Here is an 18409-nt window from a genome sequence, read left to right on the forward strand (position 1 = left end):
ATGGAACTCCAGAGCTCTCGCGAAGCTGCGGCTCTCGCATTGTCACTGCTTGACCTCACCAACCTGAATGATGACTGCACGCCTGAACAGATTGCCGCACTGATCAATCGTGCGCAGACGTCCTATGGCAACACGGCTGCGATTTGCATCTGGCCACGGTATGTTGCACAGGCGCGGGCCGCCTTCGGCTCAAACCACAGCCTGAAAATCGCGACAGTTGTTAATTTTCCGTCGGGTGATCTCGACGTTGCAACAGTGGTCAGGGAAACCGAACGTGCAGTTGCCGATGGCGCCGATGAGATCGACCTGGTGATCCCTTACAAAAAACTGCTGGCCGGCGATGAGGCGGCCGTTTCGGAAATGGTCGCTGCAGTGCGCAAAGTCTGCCCGGCACCTGTTCTGCTGAAGGCCATTCTGGAAAGCGGGGAAATCAAGGATCGCGTTCTTATTCGCCGCGCGTCTGAAATTTCCATCGCCGAAGGTGCCGACTTCATCAAGACTTCCACCGGCAAGGTATCCACCAATGCCACGCTAGAGGCGGCAGACATCATGTTGCAGGCTATCCGCGACAGCAGACAGAAGGTCGGTTTCAAGCCATCGGGTGGCATTTCCAGCGTCGACGATGCAACGCTCTATCTGCGACTGGCTGAAACGATCATGCAGCCAAATTGGGCCATGCCATCCACCTTCCGTTTTGGTGCCTCCAGCCTGCTGGATGACATCTTGAACGTGCTGGGTGGCGGCACATCGGCCAAAGTTTCCAACGGATACTGATCTTGCTGCCACAAGAAATCATCCGCCGTAAACGTGATGGGGAAATTCTGGACGCTGCAGACATAGCAGCGTTCATCGATGGCTTGGCCAAAGAGCGAATTTCTGAAGGCCAGGCGGCCGCATTTGCCATGGCTGTCTATTTCAACGGCATGACACGTGATGAAACCGTCGCCCTGACACTGGCCATGCGCGATAGCGGTGAAGTGTTGGACTGGAGCGATATCGGCCTGCCGATTGCCGATAAACACTCGACTGGTGGTGTCGGTGACAATGTCTCCTTGATGTTGGCTCCCATTGTTGCGGCCTGTGGTGTCGCCGTGCCGATGATTTCCGGGCGTGGTCTTGGCCATACCGGTGGTACGCTGGACAAGCTGGAATCGATACCGGGCTATAATATCGCCCCTGACGCTGCGCTGTTTCGTGATGTGTTGCGACAGGCAGGCTGCGCCATCATTGGCCAAACGGCCAATCTCGCGCCGGCAGACCGGCGGCTTTACGCTATCAGGGACATTACCGCGACCGTTGAATCTGTGCCACTGATTACGGCTTCTATCCTTTCCAAAAAACTGGCTGCTGGTCTGCAATCTCTCGTTCTTGATGTGAAGATCGGGAATGGCGCGTTCATGCAAAACAAGCAGGATGCGGAAACACTGGCTCGTTCCCTCGTCGAGGTTGCCAATGGCGCCGGCGTCAACACATCCGCCTTGATCACCGACATGAACCAGCCGTTGGCCGATGCGGCCGGCAATACGCTGGAAATCATCAACTGCCTCGATTTTCTGGCGGGAAAAAAAGCGGGCACCCGACTTGAGCGGGTAGTGATGGCCTTTGCTGCGGAAATGCTGTTGCAGGCCGGTGTGGCCTCCGGTGTTGCCGACGCCCATGATCAGGCCATGCACGCCCTGTCGTCAGGTCGGGCCTTGGAACATTTTGCGCGGATGGTCACTTTGCTTGGCGGGCCAGCTGATTTTGTCGAACGCTCTGGCGAATATCTTGTCGCAGCGCCTGTCGTTCATCCGGTTCTGGCGAAAGACAGCGGTTGGCTCGCCGCCTGTGAAACCCGTGATATCGGCATGGCCGTGGTCGAACTCGGTGGTGGCCGTGTCGCGGCGGCAGACGCGATCGACCATCGTGTTGGACTGTCCGCTATAAAGCCGCTGGGAAGCTGCGTTGAAGCCGGCGATGAGATTGCGCTGGTTCATGCCGCTGACCAAGATCAGGCACGCCATATGGCGCAGAAACTGGCCAGTCTTTATACGATCAGTGATGAAAAGCCGGAACCAACGACCGAAATCGTGGCACGCATTACCTGACCAGCTTCAGGGTGCCGTTTTCAACCTTGAAAGATGACAGCTTGCGAAGGAATGTCATGCCGATAAGCGTGGTGCTGAGCGCCTCGTTTTTCATGACATAGGCTTCGACGTCGCGCACACGAATATTACCGAGCTCCACCCGGTCCAGCTTGATATAGGCGGCCTTTGTCCGGCCGTTGGCCGTAGATACCGGATATTTGAAATCGAGGCTGTTGACGCCGTAACCCAAGCGCCGTGCTGTTGCTTCGTTGATGACGATTGCCGATGCGCCGGTGTCGATCAGCCCGTCGACCGCCTTGCCATTCAATTTGAGTGTCGCATTGAAATGGCCGCGCGCGTCCTGTTTCAGCACCACCGAACCCGGTGTAATGGCAACCTCGCGAACGGGGGCCGACACGGTCGGTGTTTCCTGCGGCTTTTCAGTCAGCATCTTGACGATTGCCGGGACCTGCGTTGCGCTGGCCGAAAGACTGATCAGTAAAAAGACGCTGCGCATAAACATAGGGACAATCTCGTTTTAACCGGACAAGCTTTCGCAAGGTATCGTCGGGTAAATATAGTCCGTTATGTTTTGCGAGATACAAATAAAACGGCCATTTGTCCTGACTTATAAGCACAAATGGCCGTTCTGGTTAAGAGATGATGAAAGCTCTATTATTTCGTGCCGTACATACGGTCGCCTGCGTCACCAAGACCGGGCACGATATAGCCCTGTTCATTGAGGTGGCGATCAATCGCGGCCGTGTAGATCGGAACATCCGGATGTGCTTCCTGGAAGTTCTTGATGCCTTCAGGGGCGGCCAGCAGGCAAAGGAAACGAATGTTCTTTGCACCACGTTCCTTCAGCTTTTCAACAGCTGCAATCGAGGAGTTGCCGGTGGCAAGCATCGGGTCAACAACGATGACCAGGCGGGCATCGAGGCTTTCCGGAGCCTTGAAGTAATATTCAACCGCTTCCAACGTGTCGTGGTCGCGGTAAACGCCAATATGCGAGACGCGGGCCGAAGGCACCAGCTCCAGCATGCCTTCCAGAAGGCCGTTGCCAGCGCGCAGAATGGACGCAAAAACCAGCTTCTTGCCTTCCAGAACCGGTGCTTCAATCGTTTCCATCGGCGTGTCGATGGTTTCCATCGTCATTTCGAGATCGCGTGTGACCTCATAGCAAAGCAGCGTTGAGATTTCCCTCAACAGGCGACGAAAGCCTGCCGTCGAGGTTTCTTTTTTGCGCATGATGGTGAGTTTATGCTGCACCAGCGGATGCTTGATGACTGTGACGCCGTTCATGGAGAAATGACCTTCCCTCTGTTTGTTATCTTGCTCTTCTATGTCACCGACCCTTGCTTTCGCAAGGGTTTCAGAAGGTTTTACCCTGTCATATGGCCTTTTACGCCGCACTCTCGTCCAGACGGGCAAGCAGTGCTGCGCGGGTGGCCTCGTCAACGAAGGCCGCCTCAAGCGATGTGCGGGTCAGTTGATCGATTTCCGGCTTTGAAAATCCGAATACACCAGCGGCAAGATCATATTCGCGCTGCAGCGAGGTATGGAAAAATGGCGGGTCATCCGAACTGATGCAGACACGCACACCGGCTTCTTTCAGGCGGCGCAGCGGATGGCTTTCAAAATCCGGATAGACGTTCAAAGCAATGTTGGAGCCAGGGCAAACCTCAAGCACCGTGCCGGTTTCCACCAGTCGTTCAACCAGTACCGCATCCTCGATGGAGCGGACACCGTGACCGATGCGCGATGGCTTGACCAGATCCAGTGCATCGCTGACGCTGAATGCGCCACAGACTTCACCGGCATGGATCGTGAGGCCAAGTCCGGCATCACGGGCGATGTCGAAGGCGCGGGCATAATCGGCGACGCGGCCCATGCGTTCTTCACCAGCCATGTTAAAGCCGGTGATCAACGGATGTCTGACGCGTGCGGCATATTCCGCAGCGGCAACAACTTTGTCCGGTCCGAAATGACGCTCACCTGTCACGATGATGCGCGCTTCGATGCCCGTCTTTTCCTTGGCCGCTTCAATACCAGCGACCACGCCTGCAAGATAAGCGTCAGCACCCAGACCGATACGGTCACCATGATCCGGCGAGATGATAAGCTCACTATAGATCGTGTCGACGGCCGCCAGTTCTGTAAGATAGGTCTCGGTCAGAAGGGCATAATCTTCCTCAGTGCGGAATACCGCGGCCACCGCATCGTAACAGCGAATGAACTCTGCAAAATCTGACCAGACATAAGCGCCGTCCCGCAGGAAGGGACTGCTGTCGATACCGTATTTTTCGGCCTGTTTTGCAACAAGGGCAGGCGGGGCTGCACCTTCAAGGTGGCAATGAATTTCTGCTTTTAATAATTTCGTCGTCACATAAAGCTCCTGCCGTATTTTCCCGGCTCTATTCCCAGATGTGCAGCAACGCTTTCGCCAATGTCGGCAAAGGTGCTGCGAATTCCTATGCTGCGTGAACGGATGCCCGGACCAAACACCATGATCGGCACTCGCTCGCGTGTGTGGTCGGTTCCGCGCCATGTCGGATCACAGCCGTGATCGGCGGTGATGACAGCAATATCACCGGGGCGCATCTTGCGATGTATTTCTGGTAACTGGAGATCGAAAGCTTCCAGAGCTGCCGCATATCCGGCAACATCCCGCCGGTGGCCGTACAGCATGTCAAAATCAACGAAGTTGGTAAAAACCAGATCACCGTCTTCGGCTTCATCGATTGTCTTGAGTGTGGCTTGCATCAACGCCTCGTTGCCATTGGCCTTGATGACGCGGCTGACGCCCTGATGGGCATAGATGTCGCCGATCTTGCCAATGGCATGTACGTTGCGACCTGCCGCAACCAGCCGGTCAAGCAGGGTTGGCTCTGGTGGTAGAACGGAAAAATCTCGCCGGTTGCCGGTCCGCTGGAAGGTCGCTGCGGTTTCGCCCACAAAGGGTCGTGCAATGACGCGCCCGATATTGAGCGGATCCAGCAAAACGCGGACGGCCTTGCAAAGCTCGATCAGGCGCTCGAGGCCGAAATATCGCTCATGTGCTGCGATCTGAAAAACCGAGTCCGACGAAGTGTAGCAGATTGGCTTGCCGGTCTTGATATGTTCGGCACCCAGTTTGGCAATCACATCCGTACCGGAGGCATGGCAGTTGCCGAGAATGCCGGGAATGTTGCCGTCGCGACAGATCGCGTCGACCAGTTCCGGAGAAAATGCATCACCTTCGCTAGGGAAATACCCCCAGTCGAATGAAACCGGTGTGCCGGCGATTTCCCAGTGACCGGACGGGGTATCCTTACCATTGGAGACTTCACTAGCGCTGCCATAAAGGCCAAAAATTCGCGAGGGAATGCGCATTCCTAAAGGAAACTCACCGGTCGCCTGGCGGGATATGTGCACGAGGCCAAGCGATGACATGTTGGGCAAATCGAGCGGACCGGAACGCAAACCGGGTCGGTCAGCGGCACCGGCCGCACAAAATTCGGCAATATGACCCAGAGTGTTTGAGCCATCATCGCCGTATCGTATCGCATCGACAGCTCCGCCAACGCCGAAGGAATCGAGAACGAGTAGAAATGCGCGTGCCATCAACCACCTGAATTATGCACCGGCGTGTCAGCCAGCACGTGTCCTAAACAATGCCTGCAAGCGAGAAGTTGAGGCCTCTGCAACTGCGTTTAAAAAATAATCCCTCATATAAACACGAGAAACCCAACTGCGAAGCAATTTTCGTAAATTGCAACATAGCGTGGGTATCAGGATTTATCTGCCCATATTTTTGTTGGGCTTTTGCAGGCTTTGATCATTCAAAACTTGCCATTGGCCCATCTTCGTCCTAGCTCATGCACATGACATCGAAGGTTTTTCTCTCGCAGTTGAAATTGGCGGATTTCAGAAATTACGCTCATGCTGCCCTGGATATGGACGACCGCCATGTGGTGCTCACTGGCAATAATGGATCCGGCAAGACCAACTTGCTGGAGGCCGTGTCGTTCCTGTCGCCGGGAAGGGGAATAAGACGTGCGACCCTACCGGAAGTCACCAGAGTGGGTGCCGAAGACAATGGCTTTTCAATTTTTGCCCATGCTGAAGGCATGGAAGGCGACGTTGCCATTGGCACCGGCATTGAAAATACCGGAGATACAGTTACCCGCCGCCTGCGCCTGAACGGCACCAGCGTCAAATCCGTAGATGAACTGACCGATCACCTGCGTGTTCTGTGGCTGACGCCTGCTATGGACGGCCTGTTCAGCGGCCCATCGGCAGACCGTCGTCGGTTTCTCGATAGGCTGGTGTTGTCTATTGATCCATCACATGGCCGCCGGGCAGGCGACTTTGAAAAAGCCATGCGCAGCCGCAACCGCTTGCTGTCCGATGGACGGTTTGACCCGGTGTGGCTGGATGGTATCGAAACGCAGATGGCGGCTCTCGGCATTGCCATGGCATCGGCGCGTCAGGAAATTCTCGGCCTTCTCACCGCACTGATTGCCGACCGGGCAGAGAGTGCCGCTTTCCCGACGGCAAGCTTGCAACTGTCCGGTTTCATGGATGACGATCCACTGCGCCCAGCCGTCGAGCAGGAAGACATGTACCTCGCCATGTTGCGCGGCAGCCGGCACAGAGATTCTGCCGCCGGGCGCACGTTGGATGGCCCGCACCGTGTCGATCTGTTCGTGCGCCACCGTGAAAAGGATATGGACGCAGGACGGTGTTCAACCGGTGAGCAGAAGGCTCTTTTGGTGGGGCTGGTGCTGGCACATGCACAATTGACTGCAAATATGACCGGGTATGCGCCTGTCCTACTGCTGGATGAAATCGCCGCTCATCTCGATGAGGGTCGACGCGCCACGCTGTTTGATCTCATCCATGTGCTTGGTGGTCAGAGTTTCATGACCGGGACCGATGCTTCGATGTTTGAAGCGCTGGGTTCCCGTGCCCAGTTCTTCAATGTTTCCAATGGACGGATCTCATCCTAATATCGGGCAGGTTATGCGGGGATAAGCGTGATGGACGTGCTGACTGACGAAGAGATCGAACGCTACAAACGGCACATATTGCTGCCGGAGATTGGTGGTGTCGGCCAGCAGCGGCTCAAGCGCGCCAAAGTGCTGGTAATCGGTGCTGGCGGTCTGGGCGCGCCGATCTTGCTTTATCTCGCCGCGGCCGGTGCCGGAACACTGGGCCTGATTGACGATGACACGGTGTCGCTTTCCAATCTCCAACGGCAGGTCATCTATGACAGCGGTACTATCGGAGAAATGAAAACCGCGAGCGCCGTTGATGCGATAAAACGTTTGAACCCGCATGTCCGCACGGTGGTGTTTGAAGAACGTTTTTCGCGCGAATGGGCGCAGTTGCATCTGTCGCGCTTTGACTTGGTCGTTGATGGGTCGGATAATTTCGATACGCGCTATGCCGCAGCCGACAGTGCTGAACAGGCAAAAATTCCCCTGGTCACTGGCGCTGTCGGACGGTTCGATGGCTCTGTCACGGTGCTGAAGCCCTATGAGACCGGCCCCGATGGTGTCGCCTATCCAGGCTACCGCGACCTGTTTCCCGAACCGCCGCCATCAGGACTTGTTCCATCTTGTGCAGAAACCGGCATTGTCGGCGCCCTGACAGGGGTCATCGGTACCATCATGTCCATGGAAGCTATCAAGCTCATAACGCAAACCGGAGAGCCGCTTGTCGGGCGGTTGTTATTATACGATGCCTTGTCAGCGCGTTTTGAAACCGTGCGCTACAAGAGACGACGCAAAAAAGAGGCGTGATGTGATTGATATCAGCAAGGTCGATGACGGTTTTGGCCGTTGGGATGAACTGTTGAAACTGATCTGCGAAGCATTTGCCTATATGGATGGCGTCATCGACCCACCGTCGTCCGCCCATGCCTTGACGCTTGAAAACCTGCGTCAGAAGGCCAATGACGAAGTCTGTTTTGTCGCCTGTGATGAGAACGGAACACTGCTGGGCTGTATTTTCTGCAAGGCGGAACCTGCAACCCTCTACATCGGCAAGTTGGCTGTTAGCCCGTTGGCGCAGGGCAAGGGCATCGGCGCTGCCTTGTGTGCGGTGGCAGAACAAACGGCACAACAACTTGGCCTGAAAGCGCTACGGCTGCAAACGCGTATCGAACTGGTCGGCAATCATGGGACATTCGGCCGCTGGGGTTTTGTAAAGACTGCAGAGCGTTCGCATGCAGGTTATCAGCGCATAACCTACATCGAAATGCAAAAACCGCTTTTCTGAAGAGTCTTCAGTTTTTGCCCGGAAGAACCCGGTTCGGTGGGCGGTGGCCATCAAAATAGGTGCGGATGTTGATGATGACCTTGTCACCCATATCCATGCGACCTTCGATTGTGGCAGATCCCATATGCGGCAACAGCACGACCTTGCCCTCACGTGCCAGCTTGATCAGTTTGGGATTAACCGCTGGCTCATTTTCATAAACATCAAGCCCGGCGCCGGCGATCTTGCCATCGCGCAGGCACTGGATCATCGCTGCTTCATCAATGATGTCGCCGCGCGCGGTATTGACGATGTAGCTGGTCGGCTGCATCAGCGCCAAACGCCGGGCAGAGATCAGATGGTAGGTTGCAGGCGTTGACGGGCAGTTGATCGAAACAATATCGACACGCGCCAGCATCTGGTCGAGGCTGTCCCAATAGGTTGCCTCAAGCTCTGCTTCCGTGGCGGGGTTTACCCGGTGGCGGTTGTGATAATGGATGGAAAGACCAAACGCTTTGGCGCGGCGCGCAACGGCTGTGCCGATGCGTCCCATGCCGACAATGCCGATACGTTTTCCGGAAATGCGACGACCGAGCATCCAGGTTGGCGACCAGCCGCCCCATTCATCGGCATTGTTGGCGAGAACCCGCGTGCCCTCGACCAGCCGGCGCGGCACGGCCAGCACCAGCGCCATGGTCATGTCGGCACTGTCTTCGGTCAGCACATTGGGTGTGTTAGTGACGGTGATGCCCTTTTGCGCGGCAGCGTCGACATCAATGTGGTCGATGCCGTTTGAAAAGCTGGCGATCAGTTTCAGTTGTGGACCGGCTTTTTCGATCATCGCAGCAGTGATGCGGTCGGTCACGGTCGGCACCAGAACATCGGCCGTTTGCATGGCGGCAACCAGCTCTGATTCGCTGCGCTGGGCGTCATCTATGTTCAATTCTGCATCGAAGAGTTCCCGCATACGCGTTTCAACCATGTCCGGCAGCTTCCGGGTGAGGTAAACGGAGGGTCTCTTCTTGTTGCTCATGATGTGTCCGATGCCTTGTTCAGAGGTCGTTAACCAGAAAGAGCGATAATTTCTTTCATTCACGCGTTTCTACCAGACCGTTCGAGGAAGACAACAGAACTCGTCAGGACAAGTCCGACCGAGTTGCGGTTTCGATGGCCTTAATCGCCGATCTGGAGATGAGCGTATTTTAGAGATCAAAAACCGGGTTTCCTTTGATGGCAAGGGCTTCGGTTAAGAAAACGGAGGCATGCATGCGTAGATCTGCATTTGTTTTTTGCATGGCTTTATCTTTGGCGCTTGTCGGCGGTCTGGGGCAGATTGCCCACGCGCAAGGTGCAGCCAAGGGAGCCAGCGGTTTGCCGCTTCCCCGTTTTGTCAGCCTGAAATCGAAGCGCGTTAACATGCGAATCGGCCCAAGCACCGATTATGCGGTGTCATGGATGTACCTAAAGGCAGGTATGCCGGTTGAAATCGTGCAGGAATACGAAAACTGGCGCCGTATCCGCGATGCGGATGGTACCGAAGGCTGGGTGAACCAGGCTCTTTTGTCGGGAGAGCGCACAGCCGTTGCCGCTCCATGGATGCGCGGCAAGGGTGAAAGCATTTACGTGAACATGCGCCGTGAGCCGCAGTCATCTGCGTCTGTCATCGCCAAGCTCGAGCCCGGCGTGATGATCCGGATCGGTGAGTGCAATGGCGACTGGTGTCGCGCCGAAGCCGGCCAGGCAAATGGTTGGGTGCCCCAGGGGGAAATCTGGGGCGCTTACCCGGGTGAGGCCTTTAAATAAGACCGGCTTTGCTGCCTGCTGTTTTCAGCGAGCTCATTGGCCTTGGGCCGATTTGCTGGATAACAGCAGCGGCTGCAAGGCAGCCCAGCTTGCCGCAATCTTCCAGCGAACGTTCCGTGGTGTAACCAAACAGGAAGCCTGATGCGAACAGGTCGCCAGCGCCTGTGGTGTCCACGACATCGTGAACGGCATAGGCATCAACCTTGACGCGCTCTGTACCCCGTACGATCACGGCACCTTCTTCGCTCATCGTCACGGCCGCGATCTTGCAATCTGCCGCGATCTTGGAAAGTGCCAGCTCGAAGTCGTCGGTTTCGTACAGCGAAAGCGCTTCCTGCTTGTTGGCGAAAACAATATCCACCGTGCCGGAGCGCATCAGGTCGAGAAACTCTTCCCGATAACGGCCAACGCAGAAACTGTCGGACAGCGTCATCGAAACTTCGCGACCGTTTTCATGGGCAATACGCGCGCATTCACGGATTGCATCCTTGGCGCGTGGCGGGTCCCACAGATAACCTTCGAAATAGGTCACCTTGGATTCGGCAACGACCTCGGCCTCGACATCCTCAGGACCCAGCTCAACGCAGGCGCCGAGATAGGTGTTCATCGAACGCTCGCCGTCTTCGGTCACGAAGATCATGGAACGGGCGGTTGGCGGGAAGGTGCCTTCCGGCTTGGTTTCGAAATAGACGCCCTGCGCACGAATATCGTGCTGGAAAATTTCACCGAGCTGATCTTCCGCGACCTTGCCGAAATAGGCGGCCTTGCCACCAAAATTGGCGACGCCGGCTGCCGTATTGCCGGCACTGCCACCGGAGGCTTCCAGAGCCGGGCCCATCAGCGAATACAGAAGTTCGGCACGTTCGGCATCGATGAGGTTCATCGCACCTTTGGTAATGCCGTTTTCATTGAGAAATTTGTCGTCGCAACGTGAAATAATATCAACGATAGCGTTGCCGACGGTCAGAACGTCATATTTTGCCATATATCCAGTCCGGAGAGAGTTCATCCGGGATTCCGTCATACCGATTTCTGCCCGCATGGAAAGGAAAAACCGCGCAGCGCGGGTCGTTTGAGGGATTTAAAACCTTACCCTTTCGTCATGGTAGTGTCATCTGGTGTGGCTATATGGGGATCAGCCAATTCATAGTTCTCAGTTTTAGAGAACGGTGTAAGGAAAACATGATTGTTCTCCGGCTTTTCGGCGAAGCCGCACCACGGATGTACTGGTGCAGGCATTTGCTGTCATGATGAAGCGGGGATTGATCCCCGCTTTTTTCATTTCCGCGCGTGAGTGACTGTTTAGCTAATTGCCGAGCAAGAATTGTCCCCCCATGGGATTTGCGTTACAGCTGGATTCTCCCGCCTCATATTCGCGAAAGCTCCCTCCCAATGTCCGCGATTGCACTGAATGTTGCCCCTGTTTTTATTCTCATCCTGACCGGATGGCTGATTGTAAAAGTAGGTTTGTTCAAGGTCGATGTCGGTGATGTCCTGGGGGATTTCGTTTTCAAGATTGCCGTACCGACCCTGATTATCCGTACGCTGGTGGAGGCTGATTTCCACGGAGCTTCCCCGTTCAAGCTTTGGATTGCCTATTTCAGCGGTGTCGCCGTGACCTGGGCTGTTGGCCATATCATGGCGAAATATGTTTTCAAACAGGATCTGCGCATTGCCGTGATTGCCGGTATCTCGTCATCCTTTGCCAACAATATCTTCATCGGTTTGCCGCTGGTCGGTCGTTCGGTTGGTGACGAGGGTCTTGTTGCTCTGTCCATTCTTCTTGCCATCCATCTGCCGGTCATGATGATTGCCGGCACCATTCTGATGGAAAATGCTACCCATAAAGCCATCGGTGGTGAAAAGCGGTCCACCGGCGCAATCCTCAAGCAGATTGGCCGAAATCTCATTTCAAATCCGCTGATCATTGGTCTGATCATCGGCATGTCAGTGCATGCCATTGATGTGCCGGTACCTGTGGTTTTGAAATCGGTAATTGACCAGATTGCCAGCATGGCCGGACCGGCAGCACTTATTTCTCTTGGCATGGCACTCAACAAATACAGCATTCGCGGCAATGTACGCATCGCTGCCACCATGACCACATTCAAGCTTTTCCTGTTACCGGGCTGTGTGTGGATTGCCGGGCATCTGTTGGGCCTCAGCCCGCAATGGACAGCTGCACTGGTACTGACGGCATCTGTGCCGACCGGCATCAATGCATGGCTGCTCGCCAACCGCTTTGGCACCGGCCATAGCCTCGCAGCATCCACCATCAGCATATCAACGCTGCTGGGTGTTCTCTCGGTTTCGCTGTGGGCATGGCTGCTGGGCTGACAACAGACCGAAGTTGCAATTACCCATTAAAAAAGCCACCGGCACTGGCGTGACGGTGGCTTTTTTTGATCGACAGAAGAAAAAATCAGTTGGTGGCTGGTGCAGCCGCCGGATCCGGCAGCGGAGCAGGGTTCGCCGACAACGTACGAAGATACGCGATCAGATCGGCACGTTCCGTTTCCTTTTTCACGCCTGCAAAGCCCATGGCTGTGCCGCTGATGTATTTCTTTGGACCTTCCAGGAAGTGATTGAGGTGGTCATAATCCCAATGGACTGAGCCGCCCTGAGCAAAATCCTTGAGTGCAGCCGAATAGCTGAAACCTTCATGTGCGGCGATTGGACGATTAACGAGATCGAAGAGATTGGGTCCAACCTTGTTGGCACCGCCACTCTCCGAGGTGTGACAGCTCTGACACTTCTTGAACACCACTTCGCCCTTTGCGGCATCGGCGCTCGCAAGAAGGGTCGCGATTGGCGTTGCAACTGCTGCTTCGCTTTCACCACCGGCACTGGCACTTTCTTCTGCAACGATCGCGAAGCCTTCCTTTTCAGGAGCAGCAGAATGGAAGATCCCTTCCGACGCTATCGAAACAGACATCAGGACGAATACGGTGCCCAAAAGAGCCCCCACGCCCATGTTTACATATGAATTCATCTACAATCGCTCCCTCACAGCCGTTTGATAACAAAACGGGCCATCTTGAAATTGCATGAAAGCTATGGCTTTTGCATAGCTTGCGCAACTTGAATATGCTCCCCACTCCGTGACGTTTTGACACTTTTCGGGCGGGATTTGAAGGGTCTCGAAATGAAGAATACGGATTTAGGCAAAGCTTTGGTGCTTATCCCGGCACGGCTTGCATCCACCAGACTGCCTGGAAAACCTTTGGCGGATATCTGTGGCAAGCCGATGATCGTTCAGGTGGCTCTTCGCGCCCGTGAAGCGGGGTTGGGGCGCATTGTCGTAGCCGTTGATGATCATCAAGTTTACGACGCTGTGGCCGCTGCCGGATTTGAGGTGATGATGACGCGTGACGATCATCAGTCCGGTTCGGACCGTATTTTTGAAGCTCTTGAAAAGGTTGACCCGAATCGCGAGGCTGAATTCGTGGTCAATGTGCAGGGAGACCTGCCAACCATCGAGCCAGAAACCATCCTGGCCGCGATGCGTCCGCTGGAAAATCCGCAGGTGGATATCGCCACCCTTACGGTGGAAATTGTCAGCGAGGAAGAAAAGGTCAATCCACATGTGGTGAAGGTTGTTGGCAGTCCGCTGTCGGACACCCGCCTTCGGGCTTTGTATTTTACCCGCGCCACTGCACCTTACGGGCCCGGGCCGCTCTACCACCATATCGGTCTTTATGCCTATCGCCGCGCCGCACTTGAGCGCTTCGTGTCACTTCCGCCTTCTGTTCTCGAGCGCCGCGAATCACTCGAGCAGTTGCGTGCGCTGGAGGACGGTATGCGCATTGACGCTGAAATCGTGAAATCTGTTCCGCTTGGCGTCGACACGCCAGCGGATCTGGAAAAAGCCAGACGTATTCTGGCTGCAAAATCTCTTTGATCGGACTGTCCATGACAATGAAAACCAACCGCATAGCATTTCAGGGTGATTTCGGCGCAAATTCGGATATGGCCTGCCGGGACATGTTCCCGGACATGGAGCCACTGCCATGCCCGACATTTGAAGACGCCTTTATGGCCGTGGAAAGCGGTGAGGCCGATCTCGGCATGATCCCGATCGAGAACACCATTGCCGGTCGCGTTGCCGATATTCACCACCTGCTGCCGGAGTCCCGCCTCAACATCATCGGCGAATATTTCATGCCGATCCGCTTTCAGCTGATGGTGCTGCCGGGCGTCAAGCGTGATGAAATCCTGACCGTACACAGCCACATTCATGCGCTGGGACAATGCCGCAAGATTATCCGCAACAATGGCTGGAAACCGGTTGTCGCGGGCGATACGGCGGGTGCCGCCAAGCTGGTCTCCGAGAAGGGCGACAGAACCATGGCCGCCTTGGCGCCACGACTGGCCTCCAAGCTTTATGGTCTCGATATCATTGCGGAAAATGTCGAAGATACGGAAAACAATGTCACCCGTTTCGTCATTCTCTCGCGTGATGAAAAATGGGAAGAGCGCAAGGACGACAACGAGGTGATCGTGACCACCTTTGTCTTCAATGTACGCAACATTCCGGCCGCCCTTTACAAGGCAATGGGTGGTTTTGCGACCAACGGCATCAATATGACGAAGCTCGAAAGCTACCAGATTGGTGGCAAGTTCGTGGCCACGCAGTTTTATGCCGATATTGAAGGGCATCCGGATGATGCCCCGGTTCGTCATGCACTCGAGGAACTGCGTTTCTTCTCAGAAAAAGTTCGCATTCTCGGCGTTTACAAAGGCCATCCGATGCGTGGCCGTTTGCAAAACGGTCAGGTCTGATCCTCACGCGGATCCCATTCCAGCCAGTCGCGCATCAACCGGTGCGCGATGGCACCCTTCGGCGGCGGTGAGCGACCGTCCGCGCCAGTCATAGCCAGAAGTGCTGCCACTTCATCACGGGTGAACCAGCGGCAATCCTCAAGCTCTGCCTCATCGCGGGTAATGTCGAATGAGGTTGCTTCAGCAAAACAGCCAATCATCAGCGTATGCGGCATCGGCCATGGCTGCGATGCGTGATAACGCACGCGACCAACCGCAATGCCGGATTCCTCATGCGTCTCGCGACGAACGGCATTTTCGATGGTTTCACCAGGTTCCACGAAACCGGCCAGGCAGGAATACATGCCCGGCGCAAAATGCGGGCCACGGCCAAGCAGGCAAAGATCGCGCTCCAGATCGATTGTCAGCATGATAACCACAGGATCGGTGCGTGGGAAAATCATGTGGCCGCAGCTGCTGCAAACTCGCTTGTAACCGCCGATTTTCAAATCCATGCGCGACGCGCAACGACCGCAAAAACGGTTGTCATCATTCCAGCGCAACAGACTGACAGCCTGCGCTGTTTCGCCCAACAGGTCCTCGTCCAGCAGTTGATCGCGGTACAGCGCACGGGCATCCACGGGTTTGAAGTGGCTTGCCAGTTCTTCTTCCGTTGTCTGCACCGGTACGGCAATTCTCGGTTCGCCATTCTGCTTGTAGCCTAGCAGGATTGCGTTGTCGAAATCGGGCTTCAGTTCAGCCAGCTCATAGGCGGCAAACAGTGGATCGAGAACCTGATCGTCATGTTTGAGAACGAGTTTTCCAGTGGTGAAGGCGAGAATATGCGTACCTTCAATGGCGAGCGCTGTTGAGACGCAATCATCGTCGCGTTTCTCGGCCTGGCGGTCGAGGGCGTTTTGTGAAAATGCAGTGAGATTACTTGCTTCGGGATGCGGGGCGTCAGTATCGAAAATAGTCGCTTTGTTCATTAAAGAGCACCGGTCAATCTTTTGATGAGATCGCGTTTTTCAGCATGGTCATAGGGTTGCGCCGTACCGTGACCCCAGATTGGCCCCGGCCAGCACGTGTCGCCCTCATTGCGGGCGATGATGTGAACATGGAGTTGGCTGACGATATTGCCAAGTGCACCTATGTTTATCTTTTTGGCTTTGGTGACAGTCTTGAGCGCTTCGGCGACCATGTTGGTTTCGAAGGTCAGCATGGCCTGGTCGAGCGGCGTCAGCTCAAAAACTTCGCTCAGACCGTTGCGCTGCGGCACCAAAACCAGCCATGGCCACCTTTTGTCGTTCTGCAAGCGCAGCTGACAAAGGCCAAGCGTCGTGATCAGTTCGCTGTCGCGCGCGATCCGTTCATCCAGTTTGAATGTGGACAAGTGGTTCCTCCATAGGATGTTTTCATTGTGATAGCAGTTTTTTGAATGCTTGGCTTGCATTTGCTTTCGATATTGCCGATATGTGCGTTCGGGAGGTTGGTGGTGGACGAGCCACTCGCCAACCGGGTCAGGTCCGGAAGGAAGCAGCCCTAACGAGCCAGGCACGGGTCGCCGTGCCAGCCTCCCACCCTTTTTTCCTGTGCCTCAGCTTTTGCCGGGCAGCTATGCCCGTAAAACAGGCCAAAACGCAAAGCTGGCGAGGGCAATGAGCGATAGCGAACAAAAAGCAGGAACCGATTCGCAGCCAACGGCTGGCTATCGCGTTCTTGCACGAAAATATCGCCCCAAGGATTTTTCTGACCTGATGGTCGGCCAGGAGCCGATGGTTCGCACGCTGACCAATGCGTTCGAAACCGGCCGCATTGCGCAGGCTTACATGCTGACCGGCGTTCGTGGGGTTGGCAAAACGACAACGGCCCGCATTCTGGCACGCGCGCTGAATTACAAAACACCGGAAATTGACCGCCCGACAATCGACTTGCGCCTACCCGGCGAACATTGTCAGGCGATCATGGAAGGCCGCCATGTTGACGTGATTGAAATGGATGCCGCCTCTCATACCGGTATCGACGACATCAGAGAAATCATTGAGCAGGTGCGTTACCGCCCGGTCTCGGCGCGCTACAAAGTTTACATCATCGACGAAGTTCACATGCTGTCCACGCAGGCCTTTAATGGCCTGTTGAAGACGCTTGAAGAGCCGCCTGAGCATGTAAAATTCATTTTTGCGACGACGGAAATTCGCAAGGTACCGATCACCGTTCTGTCGCGCTGTCAGCGTTTCGACCTGCGCCGAATCAGTGCAGCAGATCTCGTCGGCCTGTTCACGACCATCGCCGGCAAGGAAGGCATCGAAGCCGAAGCGGAGGCATTGTCAATGATTGCGCGCGCGGCCGAAGGCTCGGCGCGTGATGGTTTGTCTTTGCTGGATCAGGCAATTGCCCACGGCGGTGGCCGTGTTGAGGCGGACGCTGTCCGTGGCATGCTGGGTCTTGCCGACCGCGCCCGTATCGTCGATCTTTTCAGCCACGTCATGAAAGGCGATGTCGCTGCTGCTCTGTCGGAATTTGGCAGCCAGTATGAAGCAGGTGCAAACCCAGTTGTCGTGTTGAATGATCTTGCCGATTTCACTCATCTCGTCACGCGACTGAAATACATTCCCGATGCCGCCGACGATCCGTCGCTGTCGGAAATCGAACGTGTCCGCGGCAGCGAATTTGCGCAGGGCGTTGCCGTGTCTGCCTTGTCGCGCATCTGGCAGATGCTGCTCAAGGGCATTCCGGAAACGGAAAACTCGTCGCGGCCTGCCGGTGCGGCAGAAATGGTTTTGATCCGCCTGACCCACGCTGCGCATCTTCCATCACCGGAGGATGCTGCGCGCCGTCTGCAGGATATCGCTGCTGGCGAAAGCAATGGATCGCCAATGCCATCCGGCGGCGGCAATGGTGGTGGCGCACGTGCGTCCTATTCATCCGTCCAGGCGGTCGCCTCGGCCCAATCGATGGCGGCACCTCAGCGGCAGGTATCACCCGCACCAACCGCAATGCTGCGTGCAGTGCCGGATAGCCGCCCGCAGGATATGCAGGTCGTAGCACCCCGCACGGAAGAACGTCCGGAACCAAGCGTTCCCGTCAATTCCATTCAGGATATTGCTGATCTCTGCGGCAAGAACCGCGATCCGGTGATGAAAGCCAAGGTGCGCAACTTCGTGCACGGCGTACGACTGGAGCCGGGCAAGCTCGATATCCGTCTGGGTGAGGGCGCGCCGGGAACCTTGCCAGGTGAACTGGGTGTAAAGCTCAAGGAATGGACTGGCATTCATTGGATTGTCAGCCTCAGCAAGGAGCAGGGGCAACCGACGCTGGTTGAAGCCGAAGGCAATGCGCGCACGGCTCGTATGCTCGACGCACGCCAGGATCCGGACATCATGGCGATCCTTTCACAATATCCCGGTGCAAAAATCACCGACGTGCGCATTCGCGCCCCATTGCCTGACGATAACGAGAATATTCCACCGCCAGCGGTCGTTGAATCCAGTGAAGGTGATATTCTGCCGGGCGACGACATCGAATTCTGAAAG

Annotated in this window: 19 protein-coding genes and 1 other RNA gene; 11 read left to right on the top strand and 9 right to left on the bottom strand. The window is 55.6% G+C overall.

Annotation, left to right across the window (positions count from 1 at the left end):
• Both deoC and deoA read left to right on the top strand, forming a co-directional pair.
• A complete protein-coding gene (deoC, locus tag ACZ5FM_RS01265; protein ID WP_464039485.1) occupies window positions 1-774 on the top strand; it encodes a deoxyribose-phosphate aldolase in 774 nt (257 codons plus the stop codon).
• A complete protein-coding gene (gene deoA, locus ACZ5FM_RS01270; RefSeq protein WP_464040508.1) occupies window positions 771-2087 on the top strand; it encodes a thymidine phosphorylase in 1317 nt (438 codons plus the stop codon). Before deoC ends, deoA begins: the two co-directional genes overlap by 4 nt.
• Here deoA and ACZ5FM_RS01275 read toward each other — a convergent pair.
• From ACZ5FM_RS01275 to ACZ5FM_RS01290, 4 genes are all read right to left on the bottom strand, one after another.
• Complete coding sequence (locus ACZ5FM_RS01275; RefSeq protein WP_250983538.1) at window positions 2080-2589, bottom strand: TIGR02281 family clan AA aspartic protease; 510 nt, start codon at window positions 2587-2589, stop codon at window positions 2080-2082. The two genes, deoA and ACZ5FM_RS01275, sit on opposite strands and share 8 nt — an antisense overlap.
• 152 nt (window positions 2590-2741) lie before the next feature.
• On the bottom strand, window positions 2742-3371 hold the full coding sequence (gene upp, locus ACZ5FM_RS01280; RefSeq protein WP_192486956.1) for a uracil phosphoribosyltransferase: 630 nt from the start codon (window positions 3369-3371) through the stop codon (window positions 2742-2744).
• 100 nt (window positions 3372-3471) lie between these two features.
• Window positions 3472-4455, bottom strand: a complete 984-nt coding sequence (locus tag ACZ5FM_RS01285) for an adenosine deaminase (RefSeq protein ID WP_464039486.1) — start codon at window positions 4453-4455, stop codon at window positions 3472-3474.
• A complete protein-coding gene (locus ACZ5FM_RS01290; RefSeq protein ID WP_464039487.1) occupies window positions 4452-5672 on the bottom strand; it encodes a phosphopentomutase in 1221 nt (406 codons plus the stop codon). The genes ACZ5FM_RS01285 and ACZ5FM_RS01290 overlap by 4 nt, the downstream gene beginning before the upstream one ends.
• Window positions 5673-5932: 260 nt before the next feature.
• Between ACZ5FM_RS01290 and recF the strand changes: the two genes are divergently transcribed.
• Genes recF through ACZ5FM_RS01305 form a run of 3 tightly spaced genes read left to right on the top strand, consistent with a single transcriptional unit; the run spans window position 5933 to window position 8333 of the window.
• Window positions 5933-7060, top strand: a complete 1128-nt coding sequence (gene recF / locus ACZ5FM_RS01295) for a DNA replication/repair protein RecF (RefSeq protein WP_464039488.1) — start codon at window positions 5933-5935, stop codon at window positions 7058-7060.
• Between the two features lie 30 nt (window positions 7061-7090).
• Complete coding sequence (locus ACZ5FM_RS01300; protein WP_464039489.1) at window positions 7091-7855, top strand: molybdopterin-synthase adenylyltransferase MoeB; 765 nt, start codon at window positions 7091-7093, stop codon at window positions 7853-7855.
• Between the two features lie 4 nt (window positions 7856-7859).
• Window positions 7860-8333: a GNAT family N-acetyltransferase gene (locus tag ACZ5FM_RS01305; protein WP_250983709.1), complete on the top strand. Its 474-nt coding sequence runs from the start codon at window positions 7860-7862 to the stop codon at window positions 8331-8333.
• 7 nt (window positions 8334-8340) lie between these two features.
• Here ACZ5FM_RS01305 and ACZ5FM_RS01310 read toward each other — a convergent pair whose 3' ends face one another.
• Window positions 8341-9345, bottom strand: coding sequence for a 2-hydroxyacid dehydrogenase (locus ACZ5FM_RS01310; protein ID WP_192486961.1), 1005 nt, complete (start codon window positions 9343-9345; stop codon window positions 8341-8343).
• Between the two features lie 233 nt (window positions 9346-9578).
• Here ACZ5FM_RS01310 and ACZ5FM_RS01315 point away from each other — a divergent pair, with 233 nt between their 5' ends.
• Window positions 9579-10115 (top strand): SH3 domain-containing protein, encoded by a 537-nt coding sequence (locus ACZ5FM_RS01315; RefSeq protein WP_259147573.1) that lies wholly within the window; start codon window positions 9579-9581, stop codon window positions 10113-10115.
• On the opposite strand, the gene ACZ5FM_RS01320 is transcribed toward ACZ5FM_RS01315, so the two are convergent.
• Window positions 10108-11100 carry an adenosine kinase gene (locus ACZ5FM_RS01320; protein ID WP_250983544.1) on the bottom strand — a complete coding sequence of 331 codons (993 nt, stop codon included), beginning with the start codon at window positions 11098-11100 and terminating at the stop codon, window positions 10108-10110. The two genes, ACZ5FM_RS01315 and ACZ5FM_RS01320, sit on opposite strands and share 8 nt — an antisense overlap.
• A gap of 407 nt (window positions 11101-11507) precedes the next feature.
• Here ACZ5FM_RS01320 and ACZ5FM_RS01325 point away from each other — a divergent pair, with 407 nt between their 5' ends.
• Window positions 11508-12452, top strand: coding sequence for an AEC family transporter (locus tag ACZ5FM_RS01325; RefSeq protein ID WP_464039490.1), 945 nt, complete (start codon window positions 11508-11510; stop codon window positions 12450-12452).
• Between the two features lie 85 nt (window positions 12453-12537).
• On the opposite strand, the gene ACZ5FM_RS01330 is transcribed toward ACZ5FM_RS01325, so the two are convergent.
• Window positions 12538-13107 carry a c-type cytochrome gene (locus ACZ5FM_RS01330; RefSeq protein WP_192486965.1) on the bottom strand — a complete coding sequence of 190 codons (570 nt, stop codon included), beginning with the start codon at window positions 13105-13107 and terminating at the stop codon, window positions 12538-12540.
• A gap of 153 nt (window positions 13108-13260) precedes the next feature.
• Between ACZ5FM_RS01330 and ACZ5FM_RS01335 the strand changes: the two genes are divergently transcribed.
• Together ACZ5FM_RS01335 and ACZ5FM_RS01340 are read left to right on the top strand one after the other, a co-directional pair.
• A complete protein-coding gene (locus ACZ5FM_RS01335; RefSeq protein WP_259147565.1) occupies window positions 13261-14016 on the top strand; it encodes a 3-deoxy-manno-octulosonate cytidylyltransferase in 756 nt (251 codons plus the stop codon).
• An 11-nt stretch (window positions 14017-14027) separates the two neighbouring features.
• Complete coding sequence (locus ACZ5FM_RS01340; protein ID WP_250983546.1) at window positions 14028-14897, top strand: prephenate dehydratase; 870 nt, start codon at window positions 14028-14030, stop codon at window positions 14895-14897.
• Here the strand turns inward: ACZ5FM_RS01340 and nudC are convergent.
• Together nudC and ACZ5FM_RS01350 are read right to left on the bottom strand one after the other, a co-directional pair.
• Entirely contained in the window at window positions 14888-15865 is a 978-nt protein-coding gene (gene nudC / locus ACZ5FM_RS01345) for an NAD(+) diphosphatase (protein ID WP_250983547.1), read from the bottom strand. The genes ACZ5FM_RS01340 and nudC overlap by 10 nt on opposite strands.
• Window positions 15865-16329, bottom strand: coding sequence for an HIT domain-containing protein (locus tag ACZ5FM_RS01350; RefSeq protein ID WP_250983548.1), 465 nt, complete (start codon window positions 16327-16329; stop codon window positions 15865-15867). Before ACZ5FM_RS01350 ends, nudC begins: the two co-directional genes overlap by 1 nt.
• A 31-nt stretch (window positions 16330-16360) precedes the next feature.
• Here ACZ5FM_RS01350 and ffs point away from each other — a divergent pair.
• Both ffs and ACZ5FM_RS01360 read left to right on the top strand, forming a co-directional pair.
• Window positions 16361-16457, top strand: an RNA gene (gene ffs, locus ACZ5FM_RS01355) — signal recognition particle sRNA small type.
• A 77-nt stretch (window positions 16458-16534) separates the two neighbouring features.
• On the top strand, window positions 16535-18406 hold the full coding sequence (locus ACZ5FM_RS01360; protein ID WP_464039492.1) for a DNA polymerase III subunit gamma/tau: 1872 nt from the start codon (window positions 16535-16537) through the stop codon (window positions 18404-18406).
• The last annotated feature ends 3 nt before the right edge of the window (window positions 18407-18409 follow it).

It is taken from the genome of Agrobacterium sp. 5Ca50 (genome assembly GCF_055381905.1).